The organism is Pseudarthrobacter sp. NIBRBAC000502772 (assembly GCF_006517235.1).
GTDB lineage: Bacteria > Actinomycetota > Actinomycetes > Actinomycetales > Micrococcaceae > Arthrobacter.
Genome location: NZ_CP041188.1, coordinates 4,766,582 through 4,786,974, shown reverse-complemented (window position 1 = coordinate 4,786,974; position 20,393 = coordinate 4,766,582). Strand labels below are relative to the sequence as shown.

17 protein-coding genes are annotated in these 20,393 nt (G+C 64.6%); 12 read left to right on the top strand and 5 right to left on the bottom strand.

The genetic code is table 11. The features are described from left to right. Window positions 1–36: 36 nt before the first annotated feature. Window positions 37–1,254: an aminotransferase class I/II-fold pyridoxal phosphate-dependent enzyme gene (locus NIBR502772_RS22160; RefSeq protein WP_141141843.1), complete on the bottom strand. Its 1,218-nt coding sequence runs from the start codon at window positions 1,252–1,254 to the stop codon at window positions 37–39. A 277-nt stretch (window positions 1,255–1,531) separates the two neighbouring features. Between NIBR502772_RS22160 and NIBR502772_RS22155 the strand changes: the two genes are divergently transcribed. The 3 genes from NIBR502772_RS22155 to NIBR502772_RS22145 all read left to right on the top strand — a co-directional run bounded on the left by NIBR502772_RS22155 (window position 1,532) and on the right by NIBR502772_RS22145 (window position 4,515). Further along, complete coding sequence (locus NIBR502772_RS22155) at window positions 1,532–2,497, top strand: alpha/beta hydrolase (RefSeq protein WP_141141842.1); 966 nt, start codon at window positions 1,532–1,534, stop codon at window positions 2,495–2,497. 81 nt (window positions 2,498–2,578) lie between these two features. Beyond that, window positions 2,579–3,592 carry a hypothetical protein gene (locus NIBR502772_RS22150; RefSeq protein WP_141141841.1) on the top strand — a complete coding sequence of 338 codons (1,014 nt, stop codon included), beginning with the start codon at window positions 2,579–2,581 and terminating at the stop codon, window positions 3,590–3,592. A gap of 215 nt (window positions 3,593–3,807) precedes the next feature. Further along, the gene (locus NIBR502772_RS22145) at window positions 3,808–4,515 is read left to right on the top strand and encodes a hypothetical protein (RefSeq protein WP_141141840.1); all 708 of its coding nucleotides are present in this window, start codon (window positions 3,808–3,810) and stop codon (window positions 4,513–4,515) included. Window positions 4,516–4,745: 230 nt separating this feature from the next. Here NIBR502772_RS22145 and NIBR502772_RS22140 read toward each other — a convergent pair whose 3' ends face one another. Beyond that, a complete protein-coding gene (locus NIBR502772_RS22140; protein ID WP_141141839.1) occupies window positions 4,746–5,744 on the bottom strand; it encodes an aldo/keto reductase in 999 nt (332 codons plus the stop codon). A gap of 345 nt (window positions 5,745–6,089) precedes the next feature. On the opposite strand from NIBR502772_RS22140, the gene NIBR502772_RS22135 reads away from it, so the two are divergent. From NIBR502772_RS22135 to NIBR502772_RS22120, 4 genes are all read left to right on the top strand, one after another. Beyond that, entirely contained in the window at window positions 6,090–7,688 is a 1,599-nt protein-coding gene (locus NIBR502772_RS22135) for a CdaR family transcriptional regulator (protein ID WP_141141838.1), read from the top strand. Next, window positions 7,685–8,617 (top strand): glutaminase, encoded by a 933-nt coding sequence (locus NIBR502772_RS22130; protein ID WP_141141837.1) that lies wholly within the window; start codon window positions 7,685–7,687, stop codon window positions 8,615–8,617. The genes NIBR502772_RS22135 and NIBR502772_RS22130 overlap by 4 nt, the downstream gene beginning before the upstream one ends. A gap of 71 nt (window positions 8,618–8,688) precedes the next feature. After that, window positions 8,689–10,209, top strand: a complete 1,521-nt coding sequence (locus NIBR502772_RS22125; RefSeq protein ID WP_141141836.1) for an amino acid permease — start codon at window positions 8,689–8,691, stop codon at window positions 10,207–10,209. A 55-nt stretch (window positions 10,210–10,264) separates the two neighbouring features. Further along, window positions 10,265–12,019, top strand: a complete 1,755-nt coding sequence (locus NIBR502772_RS22120; protein ID WP_141141835.1) for a thiamine pyrophosphate-dependent enzyme — start codon at window positions 10,265–10,267, stop codon at window positions 12,017–12,019. A 69-nt stretch (window positions 12,020–12,088) separates the two neighbouring features. Here NIBR502772_RS22120 and NIBR502772_RS22115 read toward each other — a convergent pair whose 3' ends face one another. Beyond that, entirely contained in the window at window positions 12,089–12,445 is a 357-nt protein-coding gene (locus NIBR502772_RS22115; RefSeq protein ID WP_141141834.1) for a hypothetical protein, read from the bottom strand. Between the two features lie 898 nt (window positions 12,446–13,343). On the opposite strand from NIBR502772_RS22115, the gene NIBR502772_RS22110 reads away from it, so the two are divergent. Together NIBR502772_RS22110 and NIBR502772_RS22105 are read left to right on the top strand one after the other, a co-directional pair. Continuing rightward, window positions 13,344–14,432, top strand: coding sequence for an ice-binding family protein (locus NIBR502772_RS22110; protein WP_141141833.1), 1,089 nt, complete (start codon window positions 13,344–13,346; stop codon window positions 14,430–14,432). Window positions 14,433–14,772: 340 nt separating this feature from the next. After that, complete coding sequence (locus tag NIBR502772_RS22105; RefSeq protein WP_141141832.1) at window positions 14,773–15,177, top strand: class F sortase; 405 nt, start codon at window positions 14,773–14,775, stop codon at window positions 15,175–15,177. Between the two features lie 106 nt (window positions 15,178–15,283). Here the strand turns inward: NIBR502772_RS22105 and NIBR502772_RS22100 are convergent, their stop codons facing one another. After that, window positions 15,284–16,795, bottom strand: a complete 1,512-nt coding sequence (locus NIBR502772_RS22100) for an MFS transporter (protein ID WP_141141831.1) — start codon at window positions 16,793–16,795, stop codon at window positions 15,284–15,286. 84 nt (window positions 16,796–16,879) lie between these two features. Between NIBR502772_RS22100 and NIBR502772_RS22095 the strand changes: the two genes are divergently transcribed. Continuing rightward, window positions 16,880–17,263: a MarR family winged helix-turn-helix transcriptional regulator gene (locus tag NIBR502772_RS22095; protein ID WP_141141830.1), complete on the top strand. Its 384-nt coding sequence runs from the start codon at window positions 16,880–16,882 to the stop codon at window positions 17,261–17,263. A 177-nt stretch (window positions 17,264–17,440) separates the two neighbouring features. Here NIBR502772_RS22095 and NIBR502772_RS22090 read toward each other — a convergent pair whose 3' ends face one another. Continuing rightward, entirely contained in the window at window positions 17,441–18,013 is a 573-nt protein-coding gene (locus tag NIBR502772_RS22090) for an SRPBCC family protein (protein WP_141142228.1), read from the bottom strand. A 162-nt stretch (window positions 18,014–18,175) separates the two neighbouring features. Between NIBR502772_RS22090 and NIBR502772_RS22085 the strand changes: the two genes are divergently transcribed. Both NIBR502772_RS22085 and NIBR502772_RS22080 read left to right on the top strand, forming a co-directional pair. Next, a complete protein-coding gene (locus NIBR502772_RS22085) occupies window positions 18,176–18,628 on the top strand; it encodes a nucleoside deaminase (protein WP_141141829.1) in 453 nt (150 codons plus the stop codon). A gap of 94 nt (window positions 18,629–18,722) precedes the next feature. Further along, window positions 18,723–20,246, top strand: a complete 1,524-nt coding sequence (locus tag NIBR502772_RS22080; protein ID WP_104061588.1) for an aldehyde dehydrogenase family protein — start codon at window positions 18,723–18,725, stop codon at window positions 20,244–20,246. The last annotated feature ends 147 nt before the right edge of the window (window positions 20,247–20,393 follow it).

Here is a 20,393-nt window from a genome sequence, read left to right as displayed (position 1 = left end):
GACCAGGCCTGGAGCGCGGAGGCTATCTGGACAGAATCACGGGCGGCTTTGCTTCATGGCCTCTTCGAAGGCGGGCAGGCTGCGTTCGATCATGTCCTCGTTTGCGGTGAGGGACATCCGGAAGAAGCCCGGGGTCTCGAACAGCTGGCCCGGCAACACGAAGACATCCCGGCGGGCGAGCGATGCGGTGAATGCCTCGTCGTCTGGAATCGGCGTCGGGATGTAGAGGTAGAACGTTCCCTCCGGCCGCCGGACCCGGTAGCCCATGCTGCCAAGCGCATCGGCCAGGCGGTCCCGGCGGCGCTGCAGCTGGCCGATGTCGATGGAGAACTTCTCCAGCTCAGGAAGTGCATGCTGCAGCAGGCCGTTCGGGTACACCCAGCCCATGGCCACCTGCAGGCCGGTGATGGCCGGTCGGATCTCATCCCGGCCGGGCATGGTGGGTGGCAGCGCCAGGTAACCCACCCGCTCGCCAGGAGAGAGATGGGTCTTGCCGTATGAGTAGGCCAGCAGCGTGTAAGGATAGAACTCCACCGGACTGTGGAAGCGCAGGCCGTCGAACACAATCCGGTTGTAGGGCTCATCCGAGACGAGATAGATCCGGCGCCCGATCCTGGCCGAGGCCGCGTCCAGCAGATCCGCCAGCCGGCGCAGCAGCTCAGCCGGGTAGATCCGTCCCGTGGGATTATTTGGCGAATTGACGATGACCACCCGGGTGCGCTGCGAAATGGCCGCCTCGATGGCGCCGAGATCCAGGTCGAAGGTCATGGTGTTGATTTTCACCTTCACCGGCACGAGTCCCGCTTCGAGCACCAGCGGCTCATACAGGAACCATGGCGGCAGGCTGTAGATGACTTCGTCGCCGGGATCAGCCACGGTCTTCAGGGCCAGCGCTATGGCGGCGAATCCCCCGGTGGTGAGGTAGATGTCCTCCGGCCGGAACGGCACGGCCAGCAGCCGCTGCAGGGATTCCGCGGCCGCCTTCCGGGCGGCCTCGCCGTTGGTCTGGTAGGCGAACCACTGATCAGTCTGCGGAGTCAGGGCGTCCCGCAGTGCACGGACGTAGCGGTCCGCCGGCATCTGGTGCGGGTTGCCGAGCGTGAAGTCACAGGCGCCCGGCATGAGGTGGCGGCGGGCGTAGTCGGATTCGTTGAGGAAGGCGTCAATCCTCTGGAAGGACGGGATGGATGCCAGCCGCGTTGCGCGGTCCGACACCGCCTGCATGGCCCCGGCTGTAACTGATGGATCGTTCATCTCAGCGCCCCTCTGCATGGCGAGTCGGATGGGCAGCACGCTTCTGAGCCAGCGGAGGCTGTGATGGGACCCATTGTGGCCCGCCACTCCAGCTGAGTAAAGGCTTCAGTGACTGCCACGCGTGACGTGGCGGCATGGGCGTGACGACGACGGATGGGCCGCCATGTGGCGGTTTGAGCGCGGCCCTTTGGGTGCGGCTGGCGGTTAGAATCGCTGGAGGGAATGCCTAGGCTGAAACCAGGTCACAACGCGGTGGCCAGCCATCCAGGAGAACACGATGACAACCCCCAAAGCCCCTCCTTTTGATACTGAACTTGGCGCAACCCTTGCCGCGCTGGGGGATCTGCTCAACCCCACGTTGACACCTGACATGATTTCCGGGATGCGGGGCGCGCCGCTTACCTCGCCCATCGAAGAGCAGCTGGCAGGGCACGCCGTGCGCCATGTGGAGCGGACCATCCCAGGCCCCGAAGGTGCCCCCGACCTTATTGTTTCCATCTTCTCCAGGATCGATCATGTCCCCGGCGGCCCCGGGATTTATCACACCCACGGCGGCGGCATGGTCATTGGGGACCGCTTCCTTGGAGCGGACATGCTCATCGAATGGGTCGAACTCATGGACGCCGTCGCGGTCTCCGTTGAGTACCGCCTCGCACCTGAAAACCCTGACCCGGCACCCGTGGAGGACTGCTATGCGGGCCTCGTCTGGACAGCCGCTCATGCTGAAGAGCTCGGCTTTGACCCGGAGCGACTCATCATCGCGGGCGCGAGTGCCGGCGGCGGGCTCGCCGCAGGAGTGTCCCTGATGGCGCGGGACAAGGGAGGTCCGGCTTTGGCTGGCCAGGTGCTCATCTGTCCCATGCTCGATGACCGCAACGAGACAGTGTCCAGCTACCAGATCGACGGCTTCGGATTGTGGGACCGGACCAGCAACGACACAGGCTGGGATGCATTGCTGGGCGACCGGCGCAAGACGCCGGACGTGTCGATCTATGCGGCCCCGGCCCGGGCAACAGACCTCTCCGGCCTGCCGCCCGCCTTCATCGATGCAGCCACGGCAGAAGTGTTCCGGGACGAGGTGGTTGCTTACGCCAGCGCGATCTGGGCTGTGGGCGGGGTAGCCGAACTGCATGTATGGCCGGGAGGATTCCATGGCTTCGACATGATCGTGCCCCAGGCCGCCTTGTCGATCCAGGCCCGCGACGTACGGACGAGGTGGGTACGCCGCATTCTCGGCGCCTGACGGTGCCTGGGGCCTGACGGCGCCTGACGGATGCCGGCGGAGTAAAATTCGCACCAGAAGCTAACTCTACGAGCGGCAGACATGCAGGGACTGGTATGGCGACTCAAGGCGCTCGACCCTGAGGCCTCCGAAAGCCTTAAGGTGATCGCGTACTTTGACGCGCTCGTTGACGGCCATGCCAGTGCCCAGGTCCTGCTGAACGGGGCCGCCGTACTGAGTGGCTGTGCGGCAGGATACATCGCGGACGGGACGTCCGTGCGCGTCGACGCCTCCGGCACAAGAGCCGCCTCCGGCGAACCTGGCGCCTGGCCCGGCCACGATTTCGGCGACGGCGGACGGGTGTGGATTGAGCGCACAGGCCAGGCCTTCGCCAACGATGAAATGATCCTTGAACGTGTGGCCATCGCGCTTGGCATCTCCTTCGACCGGACCAGCCCGGTGGCCGCTTCCCGCCGGGCTGTCGAGACCGTCATCGACGGCGCCGCCCCACTGGACAGGCGGATGGACGCCGCGGCCATGCTTCATCTCGAACGGGAGTCAAGCTACAGGGTGGTTGCCGTTCCGGCCGCTATGGCGCTGCCTGGGCCAAGCTCAGTCATCTACACAGGAGTCGGGCCGGTACGGGCAGCCATACGCAGGCTTTCTGATGCAGAATCGGATGGCCAGCCCGGCGTCCGATCGGGCGTTGGCCTGGCCATGGTCCCAAGCGCGCTCGATCGGTCATGGGCATCGGCTCTCTTCGCCCTGCGGCTGACAACTCCGCAGAATCCGTATCAGCTCGCCGATGACTTGGGTAGCCTGCTCGTCTTCGCGGAGCTGGCCGACTCTTCCCGCATCGAACCCCCCGACCTCACGGCGCTGAAACGGCTTCTCCAGTCGCAGCCCAAAGCGCTGGCGCTCCTTGAGTCCATTGCAGCGGCCAGCAGCCTTCGGGCCGTCGCAGAGGAGGTCGGCCTCCACCACTCCAGTGTGCAGAACCGGGCGGCTGACTACTCGACCGCGCTCGGGTTCGACATCCGCACCGCGCCGGGACGCGTGCGGTTGTCGCTTGTGCTCACGCTGTACAGGCTGGCCACCACTACGTTCGGCCAGTGACAGCAGTCGTCACCGGACACGGTCCAGGGAAAATCACAAAACGTATGGGCGCAGGAGCCTTTTGTTATCGCCGCAACGGTTCGGCGCCAATCGGTCCGACGCCGGATCCTGGCGCGCTCGCCGGCCGCACAATATAAGCACCTTACTCAGACCCAAAGGAGGGTGTGATGCGCAGTCCCGCCGCGTCAGGCGCGGTTATTTCTACAGCCATTTTGATGGCTTTGCTGTTCACGGGCTGCGGCCCGCAGACGGGACCGACGACGACGTTGAGTCCCAGCCCCACAGTCACCTCCGAGACGCCCACCGGAACAACAACTGCGATGCCGACGGCGACAGGTGAGCCGAGTGCCACTGGTTCCGCACCGGCGTCGGCCGCCTGGACCAGCTATACAACGGCGGACGGCGAGCTGACGTTCGAGCACCCGGCGGCCTGGAGCGTGAGGGATCCGGCCGGGGAACTCCCCGAGGGCGGCGGCGCCTTCGCCGAAGTGACCAACCAGGCGGGCAAGCCCCTGGCTACATTGCGGACGAACATGGCCACCGGTTCCACGTGCCTGGAACGGTTTCCGTACGCGGTGCTGGAGTCTGAAGAGTTGCCGCTGCTGACGCAGGGCGGGGCGGCGCCCCGGTACATGTTCGAGACCCGCGGAAATGACGCGGCACCGGGACCGGCCGACACCCCGGCCGCGGCTTACGGAATCGCCTCGGTCCCCGCGCCCACCGGCGACTCGGCGTGTGCCATCTTCCATTTCTTCACCTGGCCACCCACCGCGGCCATGTTTGGCGCGTTCTACAACCCGGAGAACAACGTGACGCCTGGGGCGGAGTCCCTGCCCTATCTGGAGCAGGCCAAGATGTACGCGGGTACCCCCGAGTACCAGGACATCAAGCGGATGATCACGTCGCTGAGGCCGGCCGGGTGATACCAGCGGCCTGGAGGACGGCGCCGGGATCAAGGTTGACTCAAGTTTTGGAGTAACCGGCCCGGATTGGCTTTGGCGTCCTTCGAGGGGCAGTACATTGATTTCGGCTTTGGATTGTTCCCCAACCCCAAGCCTGGAAGCCCCCGCGCTGGAGTTCAACTCGCGCGGGGGCTTCTGATCAGAATGTCCGGAGGCGGGCGGGCCGTGATGGCTGCCTCGCCGCTCGCTCCTTAGAGGTTGGTCATCCGTTCCCCTGCCTCGTTGTACCGGCCGCCCTGCACCTGGATCTTGGCGGCGGCGTCCTCGATCTCGGTGAGTTCGCCCGCAGACAGGGTTACGTCGGCGGCGCCGAGGTTTTCGTCCAGCCGGTGCAGCTTGCGGGTGCCGGGGATCGGGACGATCCAGGGCTTCTGGGCGAGCAGCCAGGCCAGGGCAATCTGCGCCGGAGTGGCGCCCTTGCGCTCCGCGATCCCGGTGAGCAGGTCCACCACGGCCCGGTTGTTCTCCCTGGCCTCCGGGGTGAACCGGGGGATGGTGGCGCGGATGTCGTTGCCGGCCTCGAAGTTGGTGGAGGTGTCTATGGTGCCGGTGAGGAAGCCTTTGCCGAGCGGGCTGAACGGCACAAAGCCGATGCCGAGTTCTTCACATGTCGCCAGGACTTCCTCTTCGGGGCGCCGCCACCACAGCGAGTATTCGCTCTGGATGGCAGTCACGGGCTGGACCGCGTGGGCAAGGCGGATGGTCCCCGCCGCGGCCTCGGACATGCCGAAGTGCTTGACTTTGCCGGCGTCGATCAGTTCCTTGACGGCCCCGGCGACGTCCTCGATGGGGACGTCCGGGTCAACCCGGTGCTGGTAGTACAGGTCAATGGTGTCAATACCGAGCCGCTTGAGCGAGCCGTCCACCACGTGCTTGATGACGTCCGGACGGCTGGTGACCTTCCCGCTGGCCTTGCGTTCGGTGGGATCGATATCCCAGCCGAACTTGGTGGCAATCACCACGTCGTCCCGGTACGGGGCGAGGGCCTCGCCCACCAATTCCTCATTGGCGTACGGGCCGTAGATCTCTGCGGTGTCAAAGAAGGTGACGCCGCGGTCCACCGCCGCGCGGATCAGCGCGATCATTTCCTGCCGATCGGGCCGGTCGCTGTAGCCGCCGCTCATGCTCATGCAGCCGAGTCCGATGGCGGAGACCTCAAGGCCGGTGGTGCCGAGGGTGCGCTTGTCCATATGTCATGCTCCTGTGTCGTAGAAGGGAGTGCGGCAAGCATTTCCTGGAGAAGGCTGAACCGCGCTGTCCCAGAAACGCTAACCCCGACTGGCGATGCGCGGCAGGGTCTGTCAGTACACCCCTCAGGGCTGGCCGGCGCTAGGGAAAGCTGCTGTGGACCCCTGCGCTGCCAGCCGCTTCGGCTCTTGACGGCCATACAGGGCTATACATCCCGCAGACTTGGTCACGTAACCGAAAAGCTGCCACTGCATTTGGGTTCAGTTACATATTTTGGGGGCTCCTGCGTGGATAGCATGAGGTGACCGGACAGAGCTGTCCGGCCAGATCGACGCAGAAGGAAGCCCATGGCAGCGGTTACGGTGGACGATATCCTCTCGGATCTCCCTCTGGGTTTCGCCAGCCTCATCCTCCGGCCTGCCCCGGCCGGCTCTGCGATCGAACGGTTCCTGATCGTGGACGCGGATGATGAAACGTCCGACGGCGGCGCAGCCTTTGTCCTGCTGATCGGCGTCCGCGGACGCTCGGCTTTGCCCGCTCTGCGGCGGCTCCTGAAGAATCCTCCGCCGGTGGTGGCCGTCAAGGGAAGGCGTGAAGAGCTCGCCGAAGCTGAAGAGCTGCTCCGCGATGCCGGCACGGGCCTGCTGCTGGTGGATCCGGGGGCCGACTGGGACCGGCTGCTGTCCATCGCCAAGGACCGCATCCAGCCGCGCAGCTACCAGAGCGAAGTGCTGACGCTGCTGGAAGAGGATCTGTTTGCCATCGCCCAGACCACCGCGAGGCTCACCTCCAGCCACGTGGTCATCGAAGACGCCGCGAACAAGGTGCTGGCATACTCCACTGTTTCGAACGACATCGACGAGCTGCGCAAGGCCTCCATCCTCGCCCGGCGCGGTCCGCGCAAGTACGAGCTGCTGCTGAAGGACCTGGGCGCCTACCGTGAACTGCACAGGACCCGGCTGCCCGTGCGGGTACCGGCCCGGCCCCAGGACGGGCTGCGGGAACGCGTAGCCGTCACACTCTTCGCCGGGGACCGGATCATGGGCTACATCTGGCTCCAGGAAACCGGGGCGGGCTTCGGCGCGGACGTTGAACACGTGCTCACCGGATCTGCTGCACGGGCCTCCGCCGAGCTGATCCGTTTCCGCAACCAGCAGTCCGTCCACATGCGCGAAGACCGCATTGCGCGGCTTCTGTCAGGACCGGCAGAAGCCGCGGCCAGTGCACACAGTGAGAACATCCCCGTTGAGCGCCCGGCCGCGTTGATCCTGATAGGAATGTCCGCTGCCGATGCCCAGGCCGACGACGCAGCACTGAAACACGGCGAACTGGCCAATCTGGCGTCCATCCACGCGGCCGCCTACAAGGCGTCCGCCGTCGTGGGCCAGTTCAAGGGCGACACCGCCGTGATTGTCCCTGGCCTGCAGTCAACCGCCGCCGAGCCCGGGCTGCGGAGCCTGGCCGAATCCATCGTCCGGGATGCGGGCAAGCACCTCGGCATCAGCCCGTTCGCAGCCGTCGGTCCGGTGGTCCCGGACCTGCTGTCCATCCACTCCATAACCCGCATTACCGAAGCCCTGCTGAGTTGCGTCGGCACGTCCCCGGATACGGCCGTGGCCACCGTGGACGACTTCGAGGCAGAGGTCCTCTTCCGCGAGGCAGTCCAGAACTTCACGTCCTCCACCTTCCGGCACCGCGGCCTTTCCGCTCTGCTGCGGCAGGACGCCGAACTCGCGGAAACCCTGCACGCGTACTTCGACGCATCACTCGACGTCGCGGAGTGCGCCAGCAGGATGGGGCTGCACAAGAACACCGTCTACTACCGGATCAGCAAGGCATCCCGGGCGACCGGCCTGAACTTCGGCGACCCCCGGGACTCGCTGGTGGCACTGCTCCATATCCAGGAATGGGCCGGCACACATAAAGAACAACTGGGCAGGAAATGACCACAGCACTCAAGGCACCGCCATTGGGCCCGATGCTGGACGACATCGTCCGCAGCCACAGGCCACACCGGGTATCCGGGTCCGTCCCGGCCAACATCCCCCTTCTTGCAGCCGTCCCCTTCAACAGGTTCGGGATCGCCGTTGCCACCGCTTCCGGCGAGGTGTTCAGTTCCGGCGATGCGGACGTTCCGTTCTCCATCCAGAGCATCTCCAAGGTGTTCACCCTGGCCATGGCGCTCCGGGGCGACAGCTCAGGAACACTGTGGTCCCGCGTGCTGCGCGAGCCCTCCGGCACCTCGTTCAACTCCCTCGTCCAGCTGGAACTGGAGCACGGCATCCCGCGGAACCCCTTCATCAATTCCGGCGCCCTGGTGGTCACGGACCACCTGATGGAAGAAACGTCCGACGCCGCCACCCAGGTGTTGCGGTTCCTCACCGCCCAGGCGGCCAGCACCGGGCCCTTCATCGATGAGGCCGCCGCAGCCGGCGAGCTCGCCGGCAGCAGCCGCAACCTGGCGCTGGCGCACTTCCTGAAGGATTTCGGCAACCTGAACCGGACCGCGGAATCCGTGGTGGAAAACTACGTCCGCCAATGCTCCATCATGATGACCTGCGTGGAACTCGCCAAAGCCGGACTCTTCCTCGCCCGGGACGGCCAGGGAGCGGGCGGAACCGTCGTGTCCCCCAGTGATGCGAAACGCATCGGCTCCATCATGCTGACGTGCGGCATGTACGACGCCGCGGGCGAATTCGCCTACCGCGTGGGCCTCCCCGGAAAAAGCGGTGTGGGCGGCGGGATCCTCGTCATCGTGCCAGGCGAATGTGCCATCTGCGTCTGGAGTCCGCGGCTGGATGCCAAAGGAAACTCGCTGGCCGGCACTGCCGCCCTCGCCGACCTTTCCGACCGCACCGGCTGGTCCGTCTTCTGACCTGGCGGGCACAGAGCCCGGCTTGCCTTCCCCTGACCCAGCTAGACCTTCCCTGATCGAAAGGATCAACCATGCCCATCAACCCCAATGACGCGGTTGTCGTAAACCAAGCCGACGGCGGCCACGCGCACGCCTCTGAGAGTGCGTTGCACGCGGAGGACAAGGGCTACCACAAGAACCTCAAACCGCGGCAGATCCAGATGATCGCCATCGGCGGCGCAATCGGCACCGGCCTGTTCCTCGGCGCCGGCGGCAGGCTGAACGCCGCCGGCCCGTCCCTGGTCATCGCCTACGCCGTCTGCGGCTTCTTCGCGTTCCTCATCCTGCGGGCCCTGGGCGAACTCGTACTGCACCGCCCCTCATCAGGCTCGTTCGTCTCCTACGCCCGCGAATTCTTCGGCGAGAAAGCCGCGTTCGTCTCCGGCTGGTTCTACTGGATCAACTGGGCCACCACCACCATCGTGGACATCACCGCCGCCGCCCTGTACATGAACTTCTTCGGCCACTACATCCCCTGGATGGCCGAGGTCCCGCAGTGGGCCTGGGCCCTGATCGCCCTCATCGTGGTCCTCGCCCTGAACCTCGTCTCCGTCAAGGTCTTCGGCGAACTCGAATTCTGGTTCGCCCTGATCAAGGTCGCCGCCCTCGTCGTCTTCCTCGTCGTCGGCACCTACTTCGTCATCTTCGGCACCCCCGTCGACGGCCAGCCCGTGGGCCTGAGCCTCCTCTCGGACAACGGCGGAATCTTCCCCAACGGCCTGCTCCCCATGATCATCCTGATGCAGGGCGTCCTGTTCGCCTACGCCTCCATCGAACTCGTCGGCACCGCCGCCGGCGAAACCGAAAACCCCGAAAAGATCATGCCCAAGGCCATCAACTCCGTGGTCTTCCGCATCGCGGTCTTCTACGTCGGCTCCGTCATCCTCCTCGCCCTCCTGCTGCCCTACACCTCCTACGAAAAGGGCGTCAGCCCGTTCGTGACATTCTTCGGATCCATCGGCATCCAGGGCGTGGACGTCATCATGAACCTCGTGGTCCTCACCGCCGCGCTCTCCTCCCTGAACGCCGGCCTATATTCCACCGGCCGCATACTCCGCTCGATGTCCGTGAACGGTTCGGCCCCGAAGTTCGCGGGCCGGATGAACAAAGCCGGCGTCCCCTACGGCGGCATCGCCATCACCGCCGGAGTATCCCTCCTCGGCGTCCCGCTGAACTACCTCGTGCCCGCCCAGGCCTTCGAGATCGTCCTGAACGTGGCATCCGTGGGCATCGTCATGACCTGGGCAACCATTGTGCTCTGCCAGATCCAGCTCCACCGCTGGGCCGACAAAGGCTGGCTCAAGCGCCCGTCGTTCCGGATGTTCGGCGCCCCCTACACCGGCTACCTCTCCCTGCTCTTCCTCGCCAGCGTCCTGATCATGGTCTTCATCGACTCGCCGCTCACCATGCTCGTCACCGCCATCGCCTGCGTACTGATGGTGTTCGGCTGGTACGCCTGCCGCCAACGGATCCGCGAAATCGCCGAAACCCGCGACGGCTTCACCGGCACAGCCCCCGTCATCGCCAACCTGCCGGCGGAGACCTTCAGATAAGCCCGCACCGTCCTCTCAGCGCATCCAAACCAGTCCGAACAGCCAAAGAAAGCCCATGACAACGGAAACCGAAGCAACCCTGACCGCATCCCGCACCCTCCCCGCCGCCGTCGTAATTCCCGATCAAGGTTCCGGGCAGGCCTGGCATCCGGACGCATCCCACGCAGGCAGCCGCCCCGCCCTGAAGTCGGCCGGGCACGTGATTGTTGATTCGCTGGTGGCCCACGGTGTGGAGCGCACCTATGTGGTTCCCGGCGAAAGCTTCCTGGACGTCCTGGACGGACTGCACAGCTCGGAGATTGAAACGATCGTCTGCCGGCACGAGGGCGGCGCCTCCTACATGGCCGAGGCCGACGGGAAGATGCACCAGCGCCCGGGCATAGCGATGGTGACCCGCGGGCCCGGCGCAGCCAACGCGCATGTGGGGCTGCACACCGCGTGGCAGGACTCCACCCCTATGCTGCTGTTCGTCGGCCTGATCCCGTTCGCGCACCGGGACCGGGAGGCGTTCCAGGAGTTCGACATCAAGGCCTGGTTCGATACCGGCGCGAAGCGCGTGATGGTCCTTGACCATGCGGAACGGGCGTCCGAGATCGTGGCCGAGGCGATGTTTGCTGCGATGAGCGGACGGCCGGGTCCGGTGGTGGTGGGCCTCCCGGAGGACATCATCCGGCAGCAGATCGACCCGGGGCTGCACCCCGCCATCCCCGTGGCGGCCGGCGGCATGAGCAGCACAGACGCCGCCGCCCTGGGGGCTGCGCTGGCAGAATCCAGCAAGCCGCTCTTTGTCACCGGCGGCAACGACTGGACTCAGGAAGCGGCGGACCAGCTGACGGGATGGCTGGAACGGCACCGCATCCCGGCGGCAGCTGAGTGGCGGACGCAGGGAACGGTCTCGTTTGATTCCCCGTCTTATGTGGGCCCCATTGGCTACGGCCGCCCCCGTCCCACGTACGACCTGCTCGAGGAAACGGACCTGCTGGTGTTTGTGGGGACCGTGCCGGGCGACGTGATCACGGACGGATTCGTGTGCCGGCAGGACTGGAACAAGAAGAACTTCCTGGTCGCAGCCGACCCCTCACTCCGTGGCCGGTCGGGGCCCGTTTCACGGCAGATTCTGGCCAAGCCCGAGGCCTTTGTCCGTGACCTGGTGGGCATCGACCTCCCGGTGAAGGAAGAGTGGAAAGCGTGGACGGACCGGATGCGGGGCGAGCAGGAGCGGTTCGCCGCACTACCCGCGGCGGCGCCGGCAGCGGGGCAGGCACGGATGGACACTTTGATGGCTAACCTGGTGCCCAGGCTGCCGGAGGACTCCCTGGTGACGTTCGGCGCGGGCGAGCACACCAACTGGGCCCACCGCTACTTCCCCACACGCCGCTACGCCTCCATGATCAGCGCCCGTAACGGCTCCATGGGCTACTCGGTGCCTTCGGCCATCGCGGCATCACTTGCCGAACCCGGGCGCCGCGTGGTCACCATCGCAGGGGACGGGGAGTTCCTCATGAACGGCCAGGAGCTGGCCACCGCGGCCCAGTACGGTGCCACGCCGCTGGTGATCGTCATGGACAACCAGGAATACGGCACCATCCGCACCCACCAGGAGCGGCACTACCCCTCACGCGTGTCCGGGACCCAGCTGAAGAACCCGGACTTCGGCCTGATGGCCCGGGCTTTCGGCGGTTTCGGGATCACTGTCACCGAGGACTGCGACGTTCCCGCCGCACTGGACGCCGCCCTTGCGGCCATCGATGAAGACGGCGTCTTTGCCCTCATCCATCTCATCGTGGAACAGCGGGTTAAGGCTTACTGAGCCAAGCAGAGAGAGCAGCGGTCGACGGCGGGACATCCCGCCGTCGTCCGCTGTTTTCCGCGGCGGACGCTATTTTGTCATTTCCTCTTGATCCGCGTGCCGTATCTCTATGAGCCACAACGTATCGCCCTCAACGCGGTCCAGCTCATCCGATGCGAAGTACGCGTGGCCGGTCAACAAACCGGATCTGTCGACCTTCACGTAGCCGACCCGCAGCAGCCTTTCTGCGGTGTGGCGGGGCAAATTGGAGGTCGCAGCAAATCCATCGATCACGGTGTTGACGAGGCCTCCTGTCTCGGGGTCGGTTTGGCCGTCCGACGTCACTGCCTCCGGATCACCCATTTTCAGGGCCTCGACCTTGCCGATCTTCTTCCCATCCGACGCTACGACGTGCATTCCTTCACGCACCTGCTCGATGACCGCCATGATCTTCTCCCTCATACACGCAACCGCTGAGTGCAAACCAGTGTAGGACTGACGTGCAGCCAGTGATAGAGGCGGGCTAATAGCCCCAATCACAGGGGAGCGCCCAGAGAGCAGCGGGAAGGCCGGGAGGACACATTTCGGGGAGTATTGCGGCAGGCATCGGCTACCGGGGCCGCCGTGTACTTTATGCCTTCGGCAGGCGAAGGGGCTGGTACGGGTAGCGTCGATGGCGTCCAGCGCGATGCCCTCGGGCTCGGAGCGGAGGTCCCAGACCGAGGCCTCGATGCCGGCGGGCAGCGGCTGCACCCTGGCGAGGAGGTCCCGGTCGGGGAAAGTGAACGCTCCCAGGCCGCGAAAATGCTCATGGGCACCACGTTTCCGTAGCCAGGAGCGCCTGGCGGAATACCTCGCGGCGCGGGCACAGTCCCCGGCTTCACCTTCCGCCAGAACCTGCGTGCGTTCGGCGGCGAGATCGAAGAGTAGCCGGTGCTTCGGTGGAGCTGACGTGCTCTTATTCCTTGGACTCTTCCGTCACTTCGGTGGGAGAGGCGCCTTCGGCGGCGGTCTCCGCAGGGCTCGCTGCAGCGAGCCCTCCAAGACATCCTCGATGATGTGGTCTCGCTGTTGATCCGTCCGACATTTATCCAAATATTCGATTAATTATTCGGCGAATATGGAGGTGTCGGAAATCGGTCCGAACGGCACCATTCGACACTGACCTGCGTGGATAGAGCCCAAGCCTTCGCCGGCAATTGCTGGGCCGCCCTAAGGGCCGGTTTTCAGCCAACGCACGCCTTAGGTCCGCCGCAGTTTCGGGCGTACAGTCCGTTAGTAAGCTCCCTTACAAATTTGTGGGGCAGTGTCTTAGGGCGTTGGCCCTACTGGGGAAGGGACTGCCATGAAACACAATTCTGCGCATCTTGGGTCACAAAAGCACACTTCGAGGGTATTTCGCCGTCGAACAGCAGCAGGCGGCGCAACCGGCGTTGTTTTCTTGGCCGCGGCCTTACTGTTGCAGCAGGTGCCGGCCTTCGCGGCCACCCCGGTCAATTTAGGCACCGCCACCTCCTACTCCGTGCTTGCCGGCACCACAGTGACCAACACTGGTCCCACTACACTCCAGAGGGACCTGGGCGTCAGCCCAGGGACTACGATCACCGGGTTTCCGCCAGGCAATTCGGCCGGAGCCACCCACGCAGCAGATGCAGTGGCCCAGCAAGCGCAGTCAGACGTGACCATTGCCTACAACAACGCCGCAGGCCAACCGTTGACTACCAGCGTTACGGGCGACCTGGTGGGCAGGACCCTGACGGAAGGCGTCTACGGGTCCACTTCCTCGTTGGGACTCAGCGGGCAGCTCACTCTTGACGGCCAAGGCAATCCCAACTCCGTATTTGTCTTCCAAGCAGCTTCGACGCTAATCACCGCTTCGGCCAGCAGTATCATCCTGACCAACAGCGCCCAAGCCTGCAACGTGTTCTGGCAGGTTGGCAGCTCAGCTACTTTGGGCACCGCCTCAAGTTTCAAAGGGACCATTCTTGCCCTCACGTCGATAACTGTCGAGACCGGCGCAACAGTAGAGGGGCGGGCACTGGCCCGTAACGGGCAGGTCTCACTGGATACGAACGTGTTTACCAGTCCTTCCTGCGCCACAACGACTGCAACTGCGACAACGACTGCAACTGCGACAGAGACTGCCGCTGCGACGACGTCTGCGACGACGACCCCAAGCCCTTCACCGACGGCAACTGACACCACCACGCCGCGGGCTAACGAGACGGAATCCACCCCCTCTGCATCGGCAGTGCCACTGGCCGACACGGGCGGGCTGGGCAGGAACAAGGGCACCAACATTGACACGGCGGTAAGTCCGTCAAACGGAGGCCTGGCGGTTTTCGGCGCAATCGCTGCCGCTCTTGCAGTAACCACAGCAATCGTATTTGCCGTCAGGCCGGTAGCCGGTAGGCGTCGGAGCAGTCAGGAGTAGAGGCTTGCGGCGGGGATCTGTTCCAAGCGGCCGGCACCTCCGCACGCCGGGCCCGGCGCACCTGGTGGGGCGTTCGTCGTCGGCCGGGCGCGCTCGTGCTGGAAAGCGGAAGGCGAGGACCGTGGGCAGGGCGGCGGTGGTCCGCTCGCTCGTTGGTGGGGTATCGGTGGCCGCAGTGCTTTTGGGGTGGGGGTCTTCACCGACAGTTACAACGAGTCCGCAAACTTCCGCCCCACCGCAGTCCTTCCTCGCCGCAAGCCCGCCTAACAATGCACTGGAGGAGGCCGACGCTTCCTCTACTGGCTCACCGCCATTGCACATCACGTATGGGGCGGTGGAGATGGATCAAGCCGTCCTGCCGTTGTCTCCGACTGAGCAGGAGACGAGCCTCGGTTCCATCGTTCCTCCACACACCGCGGACGCCTACTGGCTTACCCCGTACGGGGTCCCTGGCGCCTGGTCCACTAACACCACCTACATCGTTGGGCACAGCTGGGAGGGGCGGGCGTCCCCATTCAACAACATCAGTTCCCTGTCACAACCTGGTGATGTATTGACCGTCACCACGGCAGAAGGACCGGTCCACTACAAAATCGATCGGGTCACCACGGAGTACAAGGACACCCTGAAGGACAGCGCGATCTGGGACAAGGCGCCGGGCCGTCTCGTCCTGATCACGTGTCTTACGGAAGACCTATGGGGGAAAAACATCATCATTCAAGCCAGCCCGCTGCCTGCCGCGTAGCAACAGGGCGGATCCGCTATCGGCATTCCGGGGGCCGTGGGGAGCTTTAGGGCTGTGGTCCCGGCGCGGCTTAGGCCGGTTTCAACTGCTCTCGGTTGCTCAAGGCTCATTGTGTGTCCAAGAGGCGCTCGCCGGACTCCACTTCCGACTCTCGCCTTTTGCCCAGCGACAGCCTGGGCGTCGCGGCAACGAGGAGGGCAGCCACGGCCACCGCCGCGCTCAGGATCAGGCCCGGCCGGTACTGTTCCAGCATCGCGGCGGCATCGACGGCGGCACCCGCCTCGGGCGCATTGCCGTGACCGCTCACCATCGCCGTGGTGACGGCCAGCACCAGGGCGGCACCGACCTGGGTGCTGGTCTGGATCAGGCCTGCGGCCAGGCCTTGCTCGGAATCCCGGATGCCAGCAGTGGCCTGGACGTTGATGGACGGGAAGGCCAGGGCGAAACCGACGCCCAGCAGCAGGACGGACGGCAGAATGTCGGTCACGTAATTGGGCGAGGTGCCCACGCGAAGGAACAGCACGTATCCGAGCGTCAACGCCGCCAGCCCGGTCAGGATCAGCCGCGGGGCGCCGAATCTCTCGATCAGCCGGTCCGCGAAGGGTGCGCTCGAGGCAACCAGCAGGCCGGTCGGGAGCAGCGCCAGGGCCATGCCAAGGGGGCTCCAGCCCAGCGCGGACTGCAGATAGAGCGTCAGGATGAACTGGAAACTCAGGTATGAACCGAACAGCCCCACGGCACTGAGGTTGGCCCGGGCAACCCAGCCTTCCCTGAGGATGCTGAACCGGATCAGGGGGTGTTTGACGCGGTTTTCGATCACGGCGAACGCTGCCAGCACCGCGGTGGAGGCCACGAATCCGGCGATAGTTGCCACAGATCCCCAGCCGTTCCCCGGCGCCGCTACCAGCGTGTACACCAGCCCCAGCATGCCTCCCGCGAGCGTGATGGCGCCCCAGACGTCATGCCCGCTCTCGGGTTCCCCGTCTGGGGCCTGGCCTGCGGCTCCGTCCCGGGGGATGTACCTCAGGCCAAGGATCACGACGGCGACTGCCACCGGAACGGAGACCAGGAAGGTCCAGCGCCAGCTCAGGGAGGTCATGAGGCCTCCCACAACCAGGCCGAGGGAGAATCCGCTGGCGCCGAACGTGGTGAAGATGGACAAGGCGCGGTTGCGTTCGCGCCCCTCCGCGAAGCTGGTGGTGATGATCGAGAAGGCAGCGGGAGCCGTGAATGCAGCGGCCAGGCCCTTGACGAAACGGGTGGCGATCAGCAGGGCCGGGTCATCCACCAGTCCGCCGAGCAGGGATGCGGCGGCGAAGACGCTGAGCGCAATCAGGAAGATGCGCCGCCGGCCGAGCAGGTCCGCCATCCGTCCGCCGAGCAGGAGCAGGCTTCCGTAGCCGAGCACGTAGGCGGAGACGATCCACTGGAGGGATTCGGTTCCGAGATTAAGTTCTGTGCCGATCGAGGGCAGGGCCACACCGACCATTGATACGTCCAGTGCGTCGAGTGCCAGGACGGTGCACAGGACCAGGAGGAGCATCCATTGTGCACCGGTCCAGCGCACGGCTGTAAGCCGGCCTCCGGCTGATCTTTCAAGGGTGGAAGTTGAAGTCATGGCTACAACTTATATGACACGTCATTGAATGACAAGGAATATTATGACGTGGACTTTTAATTCGTCATGAACTAGAATCGCTGCATGGCAAAACCGCAGGACCAGCAGCTGGTTGAGCAATGGCGCAGCATCCAGACAACGTACTTCCATACCGCCGGGGCGCTGGACCGTGCGCTGGAGTCGAAGTTCAGCATCGGCCTGACGGAGTTTGAAATCCTGGACCTCGTGGCCGAAAGCACCGACGCGGCATGCCGCATGAAGCAACTCGGTGAGCGCACGCCGATGACCCAGAGCGCCATGTCCAAGGTGGTGGACCGGCTCGACAAAGCCGGACTGATTTCCCGCAAGTCCTGCGAAGATGACCGGCGCTCGCTGTTCCTGGAACTCACCGACGCCGGCCGCGCACTCCACCGGCAGGCCGCCGTCGAACACCGCGCCCTGCTGAGGGAAAACCTGGCCAAAGACTAACCCTCAGCCCTTGCCGTCCTGGCTGGGCTCGTCCTCGTCCGAGGTTGCGGATTTGATGGGGCGCGTCAGCGATCGTCGGGAAGCTCGCCGCCGGCTGCGAATCCCATAAGAAGTCCGGGCCGAACGTGGCCACCCGGTGTCAAGGCCGCTTGACATGGCCCGGCCGGCTCTTTCTTGTCAGGCCTGGGTTGTCCTCCCTGGCCGGCGGTACCGGCTTGCAAACGTGGGCGGCGCAGGCTGGGGGATATTGGAGAGATCCGCGCCAGTCCGCCGTCGTCGTAATTCCAGAGCGAGGGCTTCCTGTCCGCGGGCCATTGCCCAACGGTGATTTGCGGAAAAGGCGGGCCTGAGCAGCCAGCTCAACCGACGCAGTAGCGGTTTTGCCGCACTGACCCGCCAGTCATAGGTGACAACCGTTTCTGGCCCGTCCTGTTCGAAGGTCCAGCGTCCGGTGCCGTTGAGGTCACCGTGCGCGGAGATTGCGAATCCATGCTCCGTGATGGGCTCGGTGACGGTGAGCCGCCACTTCAGGGTGTACGGCAGCCAACCCTTGGTATGTAGGGAGAACGCCTTTCCACTGCCATCCGGGTTGCCTGGATCGAGTGGCACAACAGCCAAATACACCGAGGGCCACCAGCGGGCCAGTGTTCCGGCATCGCCCAGAATGTCCATAACCTCGTGCAGGGTCCCGGCGACGCGCCAGACGGTCAGGAATTCGTAGTCGATGCTGCTTTTGGAATTGCCGCCCATGGCTGCCTCCACGGCAAGGATGGATAGTTGACCCAGAGTACTCACGTCGCTCCACGTGGTCAACGATCAGGTTCCGCATGCTTTAGCGGGACGTTTGCCCGCTGACCGCCTATGTCAGCGGTCAGCAACAATTCCTCGACGCGCGCGATTTAGACTGCACCCATGTCTGAAACTGAACGAACCACAGACCCGGTCTTCGAGGCTGCCTACGAGGCCGCACAAAAGAGCCTCCAAGAGGGCGGCATCCCGATCGGTGCTGCCTTGGCCCGAGGCGGGGTGGTCATTGCCAGCGGCCACAACAAGCGTGTCCAGCATGGCGATCCCATCGCCCACGGCGAGATGTCTGCTCTGCGGGCTGCCGGACGCCAGAAGAGCTACCGGGACACAACCCTCTACACAACCCTGGCGCCGTGTGCGATGTGTACGGGGACCATCATCCAATTCAAGATTCCGCGCGTGGTGGTGGGCGAGGCCGAGACGTTCCCCGGCGAATTCGAACTTCTCCGCTCACGCGGCGTCGAAGTGGTGGTGTTGAATGATGCCCGATGCGTCGAGATGATGCGCACCTTCCAGGACGAACACCCTGAACTATGGGCCGAGGACATCGCCGAGTAAGGACCTCGCTGCACACCTTCGCAGCCTGGTTGCAACCTTTGAAGTTCTAGCATGGGGGCCAGGACGAAGACGTCTGTTTTCCAGAGGAGTGACCATGACTGTTTATGTACAGCCCGGCCAATCAGGATCCAAGGTCCAGTTCAAGGACCGCTATGAGAACTGGATCGGCGGAGAATGGGTGGCTCCAACGACCGGCCAATACATCGAGAACGTTTCCCCGGTGAACGGAAAGCAATTCACCGAGGTGGCACGTGGCGCCGCCGCGGACGTTGAGCTCGCACTCGATGCCGCGCACAAAGCCGCACCGGCGTGGGGCAAGGCTTCGGCCACAGAGCGCGCCGCCGTGCTGAACAAGATCGCCGACCGGATCGACGCGAACCTTGAGATGCTCGCCGTCGCCGAATCGTGGGACAACGGCAAGCCCATCCGCGAAACGTTGAATGCGGACATTCCGCTCGCTGCGGACCACTTCCGCTACTTTGCCTCCGCCATCCGCGCCCAGGAAGGCCGGCTGTCCCAGCTCGACGACGACACCACGGCATACCACTTCCACGAACCCCTCGGCGTCGTGGGCCAGATTATCCCGTGGAATTTCCCCATCCTGATGGCCGTCTGGAAGATGGCTCCTGCCCTGGCGGCCGGCAACGCGGTGGTGCTCAAGCCCGCTTCCAACACCCCGGCCTCCATCCTGGTCCTGGCGGAACTCATTGCGGACCTGCTGCCTGCGGGCCTGCTGAATATCGTCAACGGCTTCGGGGCGGAAGTGGGTAAGCCGCTGGCCTCCAGCCCGCGGATCCGCAAGATCGCGTTCACCGGCGAGACCTCCACGGGGCGCCTGATCAGCCAGTACGCCAGCCAGAACCTGATCCCGGTCACCCTGGAACTCGGCGGCAAGAGCCCGAACATCTTCTTCAACGATGTTGCCGAATCCAACGACGCGTTCTACGACAAGGCGCTGGAGGGCTTCACCCTTTACGCCTTCAACCAGGGCGAAGTCTGCAGCAGCCCCTCCCGTGCCCTCGTCCAGGACGGTATCTACGATTCCTTCATGGCTGATGCCGTGGCCAGGACAGAACAGATCATCCAGGGCAACCCGCTGGATACCAACACCCAGATCGGTGCCCAGGCATCGGTGGGCCAGATGGAGAAGATCCTCTCCTACATCGACATCGGACTCGAAGAGGGCGCCAAAATCCTGGCCGGCGGTGCGCAGTCGGAGCTTGACGGGGACCTGGCCGGCGGTTTCTATGTCCAGCCGACCATTTTTGAGGGGCACAACTGGATGCGGATCTTCCAGGAGGAGATCTTCGGCCCGGTGGTCTCCGTTGCACGCTTCGGCGACTACAAGGACGCAGTCAGCATTGCTAACGACACCCTGTACGGCCTTGGCGCCGGCGTCTGGTCGCGCAACGGCAACGTGGCCTACCGTGCCGGCCGCGAGATCCAGGCCGGCCGGGTGTGGGTGAACAACTACCACGCCTACCCTGCCGGGGCAGCGTTCGGCGGCTACAAGTCCTCGGGCATCGGACGTGAAAACCACTCCATGATGCTGGACCACTACCAGCAGACCAAGAACCTCCTGGTAAGCCACTCAGAGAACAAGCTCGGCTTCTTCTAGAAGCAGCACCCTTGTCAGGCCCGCCCGCACCTGACCGCCCGCTGCACCATAACTACCGGTAGCAGCACAAAAGGCCCCGGGACGACGGCGGGACCTCCCGCCGTCGTACCCTGCTTGAGGGCACCACCGACAAAAAAGCGGCACCAC